The 13,136-nt window shown below is 44.4% G+C and carries 12 protein-coding genes; 11 read left to right on the top strand and 1 reads right to left on the bottom strand.

What is annotated here, in order from left to right:
* Window positions 1-144 precede the first annotated feature (144 nt).
* From B9N86_RS00155 to B9N86_RS00205, 11 genes are all read left to right on the top strand, one after another.
* Window positions 145-402, top strand: a complete 258-nt coding sequence (locus B9N86_RS00155) for a FeoA family protein (RefSeq protein ID WP_425298564.1) — start codon at window positions 145-147, stop codon at window positions 400-402.
* The gene (feoB, locus tag B9N86_RS00160; protein WP_208917072.1) at window positions 399-2,408 is read left to right on the top strand and encodes a ferrous iron transport protein B; all 2,010 of its coding nucleotides are present in this window, start codon (window positions 399-401) and stop codon (window positions 2,406-2,408) included. Before B9N86_RS00155 ends, feoB begins: the two co-directional genes overlap by 4 nt.
* Window positions 2,409-2,437: 29 nt before the next feature.
* A complete protein-coding gene (locus B9N86_RS00165) occupies window positions 2,438-2,635 on the top strand; it encodes a FeoB-associated Cys-rich membrane protein (RefSeq protein WP_208917074.1) in 198 nt (65 codons plus the stop codon).
* Between the two features lie 233 nt (window positions 2,636-2,868).
* The gene (locus B9N86_RS00170; protein ID WP_208917077.1) at window positions 2,869-4,461 is read left to right on the top strand and encodes a helix-turn-helix domain-containing protein; all 1,593 of its coding nucleotides are present in this window, start codon (window positions 2,869-2,871) and stop codon (window positions 4,459-4,461) included.
* A 107-nt stretch (window positions 4,462-4,568) separates the two neighbouring features.
* Complete coding sequence (locus B9N86_RS00175; RefSeq protein ID WP_244562901.1) at window positions 4,569-5,543, top strand: ABC transporter substrate-binding protein; 975 nt, start codon at window positions 4,569-4,571, stop codon at window positions 5,541-5,543.
* A 105-nt stretch (window positions 5,544-5,648) separates the two neighbouring features.
* Window positions 5,649-6,707, top strand: coding sequence for a FecCD family ABC transporter permease (locus tag B9N86_RS00180; RefSeq protein ID WP_208920013.1), 1,059 nt, complete (start codon window positions 5,649-5,651; stop codon window positions 6,705-6,707).
* Window positions 6,708-7,742 (top strand): FecCD family ABC transporter permease, encoded by a 1,035-nt coding sequence (locus B9N86_RS00185; RefSeq protein WP_208917079.1) that lies wholly within the window; start codon window positions 6,708-6,710, stop codon window positions 7,740-7,742.
* 31 nt (window positions 7,743-7,773) lie between these two features.
* A complete protein-coding gene (locus B9N86_RS00190; protein ID WP_208917081.1) occupies window positions 7,774-9,489 on the top strand; it encodes an ABC transporter ATP-binding protein in 1,716 nt (571 codons plus the stop codon).
* Between the two features lie 31 nt (window positions 9,490-9,520).
* A complete protein-coding gene (locus B9N86_RS00195; RefSeq protein WP_208917083.1) occupies window positions 9,521-10,357 on the top strand; it encodes an ABC transporter ATP-binding protein in 837 nt (278 codons plus the stop codon).
* 43 nt (window positions 10,358-10,400) lie between these two features.
* A complete protein-coding gene (locus B9N86_RS00200) occupies window positions 10,401-11,408 on the top strand; it encodes an ABC transporter substrate-binding protein (protein WP_208917085.1) in 1,008 nt (335 codons plus the stop codon).
* Window positions 11,405-12,460: an NAD(P)/FAD-dependent oxidoreductase gene (locus B9N86_RS00205; RefSeq protein WP_208917087.1), complete on the top strand. Its 1,056-nt coding sequence runs from the start codon at window positions 11,405-11,407 to the stop codon at window positions 12,458-12,460. The genes B9N86_RS00200 and B9N86_RS00205 overlap by 4 nt, the downstream gene beginning before the upstream one ends.
* A 144-nt stretch (window positions 12,461-12,604) precedes the next feature.
* Here the strand turns inward: B9N86_RS00205 and B9N86_RS00210 are convergent, their stop codons facing one another.
* Entirely contained in the window at window positions 12,605-13,129 is a 525-nt protein-coding gene (locus tag B9N86_RS00210; RefSeq protein ID WP_244562902.1) for a GNAT family N-acetyltransferase, read from the bottom strand.
* Window positions 13,130-13,136: the final 7 nt, after the last annotated feature.

The following is a 13,136-nucleotide window of genomic DNA, read 5'->3' on the forward strand; positions in this document are numbered from 1 at the left end:
GAAAATTTAAAGCTAAAGACTAGGGCGTTTTTTCTTTTGATGGAAAAGCATCCTAAACCCTTTTCAGCATTCATTATTTATATGTAATAATTACAATATAAAACTATTGCCATATGAGAGTTGTTGCCCTATAATCCAAGGTAATTGATAATAATTCTCATCGAGGTGTTTGAAGTGAAACTAGCGGATATAAACATCAATGCACCGGTTACGATTGTGGAGTTGGGCTGCAGCAATCAGCTGGTCTGTAGACGGCTTAATGATCTGGGGATCGTCGAGGGCTGTCAGGTTTGCATTAAACAGAGGCTGCCATTTGGAGGCCCTATTACGCTAGAGGCTGATGGGCAGTGGATTGCTATTCGCCGCAAGGAAGCTCTTCAGATTGTAGTGGAAGCCGTATGAGCGAGATTGTTTTGGCAGGCAACCCGAATACCGGAAAAAGCTCGCTGTTTAACATTTTGACCGGCTCCTATGAATATGTGGGCAACTGGGCCGGAGTTACAGTCGAGAAGAAGGTTGGACAACTGAAGGCAGGAAAAGGTCAGCTTATCGATCTGCCGGGTCTCTATTCCCTTAATCCTTTATCACATGACGAGGAGGTCGCCTCCCGTTTTTTGCTAAACGAATCATTTGATTCCATTCTAAACGTGGTGGATGCCTCTCAAATTGAACGAAACCTAAACCTGACATTGCAGCTACTGGAATACGGCAAGCCCGTTGTCATCGCTTTGAACATGGTGGATGTGGCGAAGCAGCAGGGGATTGAGATAGACATCGAACGATTGTCCGAGCTGCTGAAGACACCCGTCGTTCCAGTGGTGGCCCGAAGCGGGAAGGGCTGTGATGTACTGCTTCGCATGATTACGGGAGAGTCGTCTGGAAATGCTTGTGAAAAAACGCACATGCTTTCCTATGGAGAGCTGTTAGAAAAGGCGTGTACTGAGCTGACTGCCAAGATGCCGGATCATATCGTCTCCCCGCGCTGGATGGCTGTACAGTTTCTGGAGGGGAACTCGGTTGTACGCGCCGCGCTGGAGAAGGTGATCGACTCCAAATGGCTGAATCAGTTCTATCAGTCCACGGAGCAGTCCGTTATGGAAGCGTATGGTGGAAAGAAGCTGTCCCAGTACATCCGCAATAAACGAAGCGATCATATAAAAGAGATCCTCGCACAGTGTCTGACGCGGACAGAAAGACGCAGTAATCTGTCGGAGCGGATTGATCGGGTCGTTACGAACAAGTATTTAGGCATCCCGATTTTTCTGATGTTTATGTACCTAGCGTTCAAGCTGACGTTTGAATGGCTAGGCAACCCGTTATCCGACCTGGTCGATGGGTTCATTAATGGTGCACTGAGGAATGGAACGGAGTGGCTGCTGAATGGTGTTGGAGCTACATCTTTTATTAAAGCGATCATATTTGATGGGATTTTTGCCGGTGTCGGTGGAGTCCTCGTATTTGTGCCTCAAATCTTCATCTTGTTCTTGATTATTTCCTTTATCGAGGATTCCGGTTATATGGCACGGATTGCTTCGGTCATGGACCGGCTGATGGAAGCCGTCGGTTTGAACGGCAAAGCATTCATTCCTTTGATTATCGGTTTTGGATGTAATGTACCGGGTATTATGGCGGCCCGGACCATCGAACAGCCGAAGGAAAGACTGCTGACGATTATTCTGTCACCGCTTATGTCTTGCTCGGCCAGATTATCGGTGTACAGCCTCTTTGTCGGTATCTTTTTCAAGTCCAATCAGGCACTGATTGTCCTGTCGCTGTATGTGATGGGCATTGTGATAGCGCTGCTGCTCGCGAAGCTATTCTCTTCAACCATTTTGAAGCAGCAGGAGTCCATGTTTGTCGTGGAGCTGCCGCCTTACCGGATTCCGCAGTGGAAGACGCTGGCCCGCAGCACCTGGGAGAAGGGAAAAGGCTTTGTACGGAAAGCGGGAACATTCATTTTCGGTGGATCGGTAATCATCTGGCTGCTAAGTTATGCAGGTCCGGGCGGGTTCGATGTACCGATGAACGAAAGCTTTTTGGCGAAGATCGGCGGAGCGATCGGCTATCTGCTGACACCGCTTGGCTTTGGTACCTGGCAGGCCGGCGCAGCACTGATCACGGGGTTTTTGGCGAAGGAAGTGGTCGTATCGACGATGAACATCATTTATTCCGCTCCGGATACAGCGGCACTGCAGGGGCTACTAGCTGGACATTTCACGGCGCTTCAGGCCTATTCCTTTATGGCGTTTATCCTACTGTATGTACCTTGTCTTGCTACTGTCGGGGTCATTCGCAAGGAGACGATGTCCGCACGCTGGACCTGGTTTTCTATCCTTTACTCGCTGGTGATTGCCTACGGCATTTCTCTGGCTATTGTAACAGTCGGAAGGGCTCTGGGCTTTCATTAAAAGCTTGTAGAGAAAGGAAGTGATGGGCCATGCTGGCAAGCATCTTGATCGGTGTGCTGATCTTCGGTTATGCCGGATGGACACTGCTCTCTTATGTGAAAAAGACGAAAAAAGGAAAATGCGCCGGCTGCTCCATGGCCAAAACATGTGCATCAGCTTGCGATGAGGTGTCTGGTCCACCTGCGACGAATACCCCGTCAGATATGGACTTATATAGCAGAGGGTAGCCTATTAGCGATGATAGGAAATCACTTGTCAAACAATGCTGAACGTCAGGAATAACCTGTTTTATGGAATAGGTTATTCCTGGCGTTCGTTTTTGTCCCTGCAGCTTTTCAGCATAAGTGAGTGAGTTCATTGATGAAGATGATTGCGAAAATACCAAGAAAAATATAGAATTCATTGAGAATGATAATCAATTAGGGAAAACGGGGGAATCTTGCCTTTGAAGGAGGATAAGATGTTACGACAGAACAGAGTGTATAGCTTAAAAAAGGGCAGTCATATATGTACCGATGTCAGGGAGGAAGCGGAATACGAAACAGAACTGACAGTTCTTTTTATTATTTTATCTGGAGCGGCCGAGATTCAAAGTGGAGACCAAATGTTTAACCTTGAGAGCAGCTCGGTGTTGGTCATGAACCCTCAGGAAAAGGTGAAGATCCGAAATATAGGAGGAACAGAACTTATTTATAATGTGTTCTTTTTTTCAATATATGAGCTGATTGGAGTGTCAGAAAAAGAACTGCGCTATCAACATGTATCGGATTTATTTCCGCACAGTGGTTTGTTTTACAGTCAGGTTTCAGCAGAGGTGAAAAATATAGCTGCTCAGCTAATCAAAACAGCTGCGGAAGAAGCCGAAAATTCAAAAGCTATTCATATGCTAAATGATTTGATCGCAAAAATTGAGGATGAATACCTTTCATTGGGGCAGCGTACATTTAGCTCGTCGTTTCATTCCATCTTGCAATATATTTCTTTACATTCTCATCAAGCCTTGTCTAGGGACGCGGTAGCCAAATACTTTGGTTATCACCCAAATTATTTTTCTGAACGGTTTAAAAAGGAAACAGGTTGGAGCTTCTCTGACTATTTGTCGCAAATTCGTATGGATAAGGCTAAGGTCTTTTTGCTTGAACATACGCTGACGATTGGGGAGGTTGCGCGTAAAGTAGGTTATCAGGATGGCCTTTATTTGAGTAGGAAATTCCGTAAGCAGAATGGAATGTCGCCAAGTGAATTCAGGAAAGGAAGAGAATTTGAGCGAATCTTTACCTTTCAGTTTACAGGTGCATTGCTGGCGACAGGAATAAAGCCGGCTGCAGTTCTCTCATCGTATTCGAATGTCCCTGAGCTGTTAAGAGAGGAAGTAAGCTCATCGATCCAACTAGCTCCGGATAGACTGCCTACGATTGAACAATGGCGTGATCTCAAGCCGGATTTAATTATTGCCCCTACTTACTTATATCCGAATCAAAAGATCATCGAGGAGATGGAGTCCATAGCACCCATCATGATGCTTGATTGGGATACACATGACCGGTTGGAAGAAGTAAAGATTATCGGACGGATCGTTGGAAGAGAAGCGCAAAGTAACGAGTGGATTCAGGCATTTGAGGAGAAAGCGGAAAGTGCCCGGAAAATGCTGAAAGGAGCATTACAAGAGGAAGAGACAGTCGGGCTATATGAGTTAAGGGATAATGGGAAGGTAGGAATATGGAGATCAACAGCAAGAGGAGCTTACAATCTGTATACCATGTTGAAGCTGACTCCTGCCAAGCGGATTCAAAAGGAAGTACTCGGGCCCAATAAGCATCTTATCATTTCCGAAAATGAAATTTCTGCGTATGCAGCGGACCATATGTTTGTTGTCATCCATACCGCCATGCAAGCGTCAAGAATTGTTGAAACTGAACATTGGCGTCAGCTGCCCGCAGCAAAAAACGGGCAAATCTATCTCTTACGCCTTGAAGATTTTTGGGCCAGTGAAGGTGTAGCTTTAGAGAAACAACTGGATATTCAAGTGAAATGCATTTTGAACAGATCCTAGACCTGACATTTGTCCATATTAAATTAGTTATCATTGTCTATGTCCTTTGATAAATGCTCTTGCTACAATTGAAAATGGTTATCATTATCATTTGGATTATTAGGAGAGTGAGGATAATTATAGATATATATAAGAAGAGTTTGGTGCTCCTGTCTGTTATCTGTCTTGTCGTATTGACAGCCTGCAGCAGTAAAGAGGTTAGTCAAAGTTCAGAGGTTAAATCAGTAGACAATAAGGCTGCTGTTGCTGAAGGAACGCGTGTCGTACAGACGGTTAATGGAGAGGTGGAGATTCCAGCAAATCCTCAGCGGATTGTGACTCAATCTGGGCTATTAGCTACACTTCTGGCTTTGGATGTGAAGCCGGTTGGGGCAGAGAGTAGGGATATTAAAAATCCTCATATTCAAGCTTTAGTTGAAGGTGTAGAGAATATTGGTGAAGGAACAGATTATGAGAAAATTCTGGAGCTTGAACCAGACTTAATCATTACGCAAATTCATGATGCGGGCAATTATGAGAAGTTATCAAAAATTGCCCCAACCGTTGTATATCCATACTTAACGTTTAAGAATGTCAAAGAGGAAGTACAAGAAGTCGGGAAGCTCATTGGAAAAGAAGAGCAAGCGAAGGAATGGGAAACTCAGTTTGACACCAGGATGGCAGCGGCTAGAGAAAGAGCTCAGGCAGTCGTCGGGGATCAGACCGTATCACTGATCGGTGCGTTTGAGAAAGATATTTATGTATATGGAGATAGTTTGTATCGGGGTGGAGAAGCATTATATCAATATTTGCAACTAACACCGACAGATGCAATTGCTAAAGAGGTCATTGGCAATCCGGATGAATTCCTCAAAATCTCATATGAAGTGCTTGATGACTATGCAGGGGATTATATTTTTGTAGATGAGTCAAAAGGGGGAAGTTTAAATATCAAGAGCCCCATTTGGAACAACCTTAAGGCAGTCAAAAATAAGCAGGTGTTATTCCCAAAACCAGAACGCTTCTGGCCGTATGATCCCATTTCTGTGGCCAATCAAGCGGAGGAATTTGCCGATATGCTGGAAGGGCTTAAGAAGAAATAGTTTACTCGTATCTAGTTTAAGGGGATCTCTATGCTCTTTTTTTAATTGAAAATGATAATCAATTTCAATTAAAAATGGATAAATTAAAGTAAAGGTGAATGGATGATGGGAATGACTGCAGTGAAGGTAGATGGAACGGGGATTGAAGCAGAGGAACCTAAGCTCCGTTCACGTCCGATAGCCGCAACGATCATTATGATAGGTGGAATTGTCGTACTCCTATTTAGTATTGCTCTTTCAATCTCTTTTGGAGCAGCTGATATTAAATTGTCTGTCGTATGGGATTCTGTTCTTCATTTTAATCCGGATCTTAATGATCATCAGATTATCAGAGAATTGCGGATGCCAAGAGTACTAGGGGCAGCGATGATAGGTGCAAGCTTTGCGGTTGCAGGTGCCATTATGCAGGGTATGACAAGAAATCCGCTCGCTGATTCGGGGCTGCTCGGTTTGAATTCAGGTGCCGTATTGGTGATGGCGCTGTGCTTCGCCTTTTTTCCAGGGCTCCCGTATACGTATTTAATTCTATTTTCATTTATCGGAGCCGCAGTCGGAGCGGGACTTGTGTTTGGCGTTGGTTCCATGGCTAAGGGTGGTTTGACACCGCTGCGCCTCATACTTGCTGGTGCAGCAGTCAGTGCGTTGTTCAGTGCCTTAAGTGAAGGGATTGCTTTATATTTTCGGATCGGGCAGGATCTTGCCTTTTGGTATGCGGGCGGAGTAGCAGGGACGAAATGGGAGCAGTTGAAGATTATGATTCCGTGGGTTGGAGCTGCGATTCTTGGTGCCATTATGCTTTCCCGATCGATTACGCTGCTTAGTCTTGGTGAGGAGATTGCCTCGGGGTTAGGACAAAAAACAAAACTGGTTAAGCTTATAGCAACGATTCTGGTGCTGATACTAGCTGGATCGGCCGTTTCCGTTGTTGGTGCAGTCGGATTTGTCGGGCTTATCATTCCACATGTAACCCGATATTTAGTTGGGGTTGATTACCGCTACATTATTCCATGCTCTGCAGTCCTTGGAGGTCTATTGCTTCTGTGGGCCGATTTAATCGCCAGGATGATTAATCCGCCTTATGAAACACCGGTCGGTGCATTAATTGCTTTAATTGGGGTACCGTTCTTCCTCTACCTTGCTCGTAAAGAAAGGAGAGGATTATAAGTGGAATTATCTGATTTATCACCTGCCGAATCCAGGAAAAGAAAACGGAGCATAACGACGTTGACCGTCTTTATGGTTTTAATTGTTGTTGCCTTTATTATCAGTGTGAATACAGGGCATATCCGATTAACACCTATAGAGTTAATTAAAACGTTATTTGGTGGGGGTACGGATAAGCAAGAGCTGATTTTGTTTGAGTTCAGGCTTCCGCGTATTATCATTTCTGTTCTTGTCGGAGCTTCACTTGCGGTTTCTGGCTGCGTCATGCAGGGGCTTTCCCGAAATGCACTGGCAGACCCCGGAATTCTCGGAATTAATGCGGGAGCAGGGCTCGCCGTCATGCTTTACGTTGCTTTTTTCCCAACAGAAACGGTTGGTTCTGTGATGCTCCTGCCGATATTGGCCTGGTTGGGAGCTGGCTTTGTCGCTGCTTTAATTTATGTCCTATCGCTCAAAAAAGGAGAGGGCTTGTCACCTACCAGACTCTTATTAACGGGTATTGCTGTGGCTGCAGGTATTAGTGCGGCTACGATTGTGCTGACTATACGTTTCACTCCAGAGCAATATCAGTTTGTTGCAACATGGATGGCGGGAAGCATTTGGGGTTCAAACTGGAAATTCGTTGGTTCCCTGCTTCCGTTTGTTATTATTCTATTGCCATTTGTATGTTATAAAGCTCGCGTGTTGAATGTATTAAGCCTGGGCGATCAGATGACGATCGGACTAGGAGCTTCTGTGGAAAAAGAACGCTTGGTTCTTCTCGCAGCAGCGGTTGGATTAGCAGGCTCTTCTGTATCTGTTAGCGGTGGCATCGGGTTTGTCGGATTGATTGCCCCCCATCTTGTTCGCCGTCTGATCGGTCCGCAGCATCAATTCCTACTTCCAGGATCTGCTCTGGCAGGGGCGCTGCTCGTTCTGGTTGCGGATACCATTGGGCGCTGGATTATACAACCATCGGAAATTCCAGCAGGTATTGTTGTTGCTGTAATAGGAGCACCTTACTTCCTATACTTACTTGCTCGTTCAAAAGCTTGATGATTCCCAAAGGAGGGAGACCTTACTCCATATGTTGAAGCAATTTTTTTCTTATTATCAGCCATATAAATGGTTGTTTATTGCAGATTTTACTTGCGCGATTTTAGCTGCTTTATTGGAGCTTGTTTTTCCTCTAGCGATAAATAGAGTGATTGATGACTTATTACCAAGCGGCAACTGGAATTTCATTATATGGGCGTGTGTCGGCTTACTTGGGATATATGTGCTTAGTTCTTTCCTGCATTATGTTGTTACCTATTGGGGACATATGCTGGGGATTAATATTGAGACAGATATGCGAAAAAAATTGTTCAACCATGTCCAGAAGCTGTCTTTTCGATTTTTTGACAATAACAAAACAGGGCATCTCGTTTCACGGATGACCAATGATTTAATGGATATTGGGGAAATTGCCCACCATGGCCCGGAAGATTTGTTTATTGCGGTGATGACCCTGGCTGGAACCTTTGGCTTAATGCTGTCGATTAATTGGAAGCTTGCCGTTCTGACATTCATTATTATTCCATTCTTGATTTGTTTATCTATTTATTTCAGCAGGAAAATGTCGCGGGCATTCAGCCAAATGTTTGCCGACATCGCCGATTTTAATGCCAGAGTTGAAAATAATGTGAGCGGAATTCGTGTCGTAAAAGCATTTGCTAACGAAGATCATGAAATTGATCAATTTGCTGTAAACAACGGGCGTTTCCGCACAACGAAGCTTGTTACTTATAAGGTGATGGCCTGGAACTCATCAATCAGCCATTTGCTGATGAAGGTTATATCGATTTTTGTACTAGGATGTGGTACGTGGTTTGTCATCCAAAAGCAAATGACGTTTGGTGAATTTATGGCTTTTGTACTCTTATCTAATATCTTTCTTACTCCGATTAAACAGATTAATTCGGTCATTGAAACTTATCCGAAAGGAATCGCTGGTTTCCGCCGTTATTTGGAACTGCTTAACACCGCACCGGATGAAGAGGATGTACCAGATGCTATTAAAGTTCAACATCTAGAGGGTGATATTGAGTATGAGGATGTTACGTTCGGTTATGAAGGCAAAGGAAAAGTGCTCAACCATATTAATTTTTCGGTCAAGAAAGGAGAGACGGTAGCCCTTGTTGGCCCATCGGGAGCTGGAAAAACGACAATCTGCAGTTTGCTACCAAGATTTTACGATATTGATTCAGGCAGCATAAGGATTGATGGCATGGATATTAAAAATATGGCTATTCAATCTTTGCGCCAGCAAATAGGGATCGTACAGCAGGATGTATTTCTATTTGATGGATCGATTCGAGAAAACATTGCCTATGGAAAGCTTGATGCGACAGAAGAGGAAATATGGGATGCTGCGAGACGGGCACAGATGGAAGATTTGATCCTCGGACTTCCAGACGGGTTGAATACATTAATTGGTGAACGTGGCGTCAAGTTATCCGGAGGACAGAAGCAGCGGCTTTCGATTGCTCGGATGTTCCTGAAAAACCCGCCAATTCTTATTCTGGATGAAGCAACATCTGCGCTGGATACGGAAACGGAGGCGGCGATTCAGAAAGCGTTAAATGAACTGTCTCAGGGACGGACTACGCTCGTGATTGCGCATCGCCTCGCTACGATAAAAAATGCAGATCGCATTCTAGTCATAACAGAAGAAGGTATTCAAGAGCAGGGATCACATAAGGAACTGCTTGAAGCAGGAGGCACATACAGCAGACTACACCATGCCCAATTCCACATGTAGAAGAAGATTAGATAATAGGAGGAAATAGATAATGGCTGATCGTTTATCAACCCAAGACTTAACCATCGGCTATGGGGATCAAACAATCGTCGATAAGCTGAATTTATCTGTACCGAATGGGAAAATCACTGCCTTGGTAGGAGCGAATGGTTCTGGCAAGTCAACCATTTTGAAGACGATGGCACGCATCATGAAACCTATGAGTGGGGGAGTGATGCTTGACGGGCAGATGATTCATACAAAATCAACTAAAGAAGTGGCCAAGGAATTAGCCATTCTTCCCCAAAATCCGACCGCACCAGACGGATTAACTGTATACGAGCTGGTCGGCTATGGTCGCTATCCGCATCAAAAAGGAATGGGCACCATGACCAAGGAAGACCGCAAAATCATTCACTGGGCGATAAAAGTAACCGGAATGACGGAATTTTATGATCGGGCTGTTGATCAGTTATCAGGAGGGCAGCGTCAGCGGGCATGGATTGCCATGGCGCTTGCCCAGCAGACAAGCATCTTGTTTCTTGATGAACCGACGACTTTTTTGGATATGGCCCATCAGCTTGAAGTACTAAAATTGCTGCAAAAGCTGAATAGAGAAGAACAGAGGACAATTATAATGGTCGTTCACGATTTGAATCATGCGGCTAGATTTGCCCATCATATGGTGGCGATCAAATCAGGAGCTGTAGTGAGTTCTGGAGCACCAGTAAAGGTGGTTACCCCTGAAGTGCTGCGCGAGGTATTTGCGATCGAAGCAGATATTATCACGGATCCACGTACAGGCGGCCCGCTTTGCTTGCCATATGAATTAGCAAATGGATCGGAAAAGAAACCAACAAACATAAAAGCATTAGCAGCAGCTTACTAAAATGGTCGGCCGAATAGAAAACTAAATAAAGGATTGAGTATACATGTTCAATCGGAATATAAAAAGATCAGGATCTTGGCTGCTTATGTTTTGCCTGTTGCTCTTTCTTGCCGCTTGTTCAAGCGAAGGCGCCAACAATACAAGTACAAATGAAGTGAAAGAAGAACAAACATCAGAACAGCCAGCTGAACAAACAGCAGAAAAAGATATGAAGAAGACACGAATCATTTCCACGGTAACAGGTGATGTTGAAGTTCCTACCCATCCTGAGCGTGTTATTGTCGACTGGGATCTTGGCCATGTGCTGGCACTAGGGGTAGAGCCAGTTGGGGCTTCCAAAACGATTCTAGAGTATGGACGGTTTCTTGAGCCGTACGTAACAGATCAGACCCAAGATATCGGTGGGGATGGTCAAGTATCTGTAGAAAAAATGCTTGCATTAAATCCTGATTTAATTATTACTTGGGATCCTAAAATGGTTGAGAAATATAGTAAAGTAGCCCCGACCGTCGTGTATGATACAGGGAAATATGACAACATTCATGATGAAATTACGGCAATGGGTGAAATATTGAATAGACAAAAAGAAGCTGAAGAATGGCTCACTTCTTTTGAAGAACGTGTCGAAGTCGCCAAGGAAAAAATAAGAGGAGTGATTCCAGAAGATGCTACCTTTTCCATTATTGATGTGGCTACTACGAAATCCACCATTGTTGTCGGTGAGTCGGGAGAGCGTGGTGGAGATGCCCTGTATCAGATTTTGGGCGTTACGCCGCATCCTCGAGTAAAGAGCGACATCATTGATAAGGGAGAAATCAGACTTGATGTATCGTGGGAAAAGGTAGGCGACTACGCTGGTGATTATGTCTTTATGGTTAGAAATGATGTGGGGAGCGAACTCGAATTGCCAAGCGTTTGGAATTCGCTCGATGCTGTGAAGAATAAGCGTGTATATGAACTAGATATGAAAAAATATTTTACGAGTGATCCATTATCAGCACTGTTACAAGCAGAGGAAATGGCAGCACTGTTAACAGGGGGACCGAAATGACGGAGGAGTTAGAGTTATTTGACGTAACGATTGTTGGTGGGGGACCTGCCGGGTTGTATACCGCTTTTTATAGTGGAATGCGTGATTTAAAAACCAAAATTATTGAGTATGGACCAGAGCTTGGGGGAAGAATGCTCATTTATCCAGAGAAGATGATATGGGATGTGGGTGGAGTTACGCCAATTCTATGTGAACAATTAATCGCTCGATTAGAAGAGCAAGCAAGAACTTTTGATCCAACTATCGTATTGAATCAGAAGGTCGAAGGGCTAGAGAAATTGCAGGATGGAACCTTTATGTTAACGACGGCAACTGGTGAGAAGCATCATACAAAAACGGTTATCTTAGCAATCGGGTATGGTGTACTAACTATGCAGAAGCTGGAAATCGAAGGAGCAGACCGCTATGAGGTCACAAATTTACACTACACGGTACAAGAGCTTGACGTATTTCGTGACAAGCATGTGCTGATATCTGGCGGAGGAAACTCAGCGGTTGATTGGGCTAATGAATTAGAACCCATCGCTGCAAGTGTAACCGTCGTGCATCGACGCAACGACTTTGGCGGACTCGAAAAGAATGTTATTAAAATGAAAGAATCTTCTGTGGATGTACGTACACCTTATGAAGTTGTACAGCTGCACGGTAATGAAGATATGATCGATCACGTAACCATTTCTCATTCGGAAACAGGTGAAATGGAGAGAATCTCTGTGGATGCCGTTATTGTCAATCATGGGTTGAAGTGTGATTACGGCGCATTAACCGAATGGGGATTGGAGATGGAAGATGATGTAGCGGTTGTGAATGCCAAAAGGGAAACGAATATCCCTGGTATTTATGGCGCAGGAGACTTCATTGATCATGAGAGCAAGGTGAGATATATTGCTGGGGCCTTTACAGATGGAGTTCTCGCATTAAATAGTGCTAAGTTACATATCGACCCAGATGCACCGAAAGCGGCATACGTTTCTTCACATAATATCCGGTTTAAAGAACGAAACAAACAGCTTGGGTTGCATGATGAAGATTACAGAGAAGTAAAAGGGTAGCAGGAACAGGAAATATGGATACAGGGAAAAATCCCTCAGGTCACTTAAGGACTTGAGGGATTTTTCTTATTACCGAAAAGTTTCAACGGCGATCGGAGGAATAATCCGCATTGGTAGTGATGCTCAGGCTAAATAAACGTAAATTTAGCTTGAGTGAAGATCTTTAAGGTACCATATATCGCATGAAAAATGCCCGGTGTCACCAAGGGGCTTGTTTAGCTTTACGAAGTTGTATTTCTGGTAAAAGCGGTTTGCAGCTTCCATATTGCTTAAGGTTTCGAGGTAACACTGTTCATAACATGTTTGTGCAAACTCTAGTGCCGTATTCATGAGCTTGTGTGCGATTCCGGTTCCCCTTGCCTCTTGCAGGCAGTACATCTTCTGCAGCTCACAGACACCTTCAAGCTTGTCCATTGGGCCGATGCCGCAGCCGCCTACAATCCTACCATGATGTTCGGCAACCCAGTACCTGGAGTTGTTTCCTCTATAGACTTCTGATAAAGAGCCCAGTAGTGGATCTTCCCACGCCAAGCCCGCTCGATCTCCGCCATATTCTTTTAAACAAGTTCTAATGACGTTCTCGATAGCTTTATTGTCCTGCTCTTGAATCTCTCTTATGATCATATCTCTCACCGCCTGAATGTATGTAAGGGAACGTTTATCTATCATATCATGG

It is taken from the genome of Paenibacillus uliginis N3/975 (assembly GCF_900177425.1).
GTDB lineage: Bacteria > Bacillota > Bacilli > Paenibacillales > Paenibacillaceae > Paenibacillus_AQ > Paenibacillus_AQ uliginis.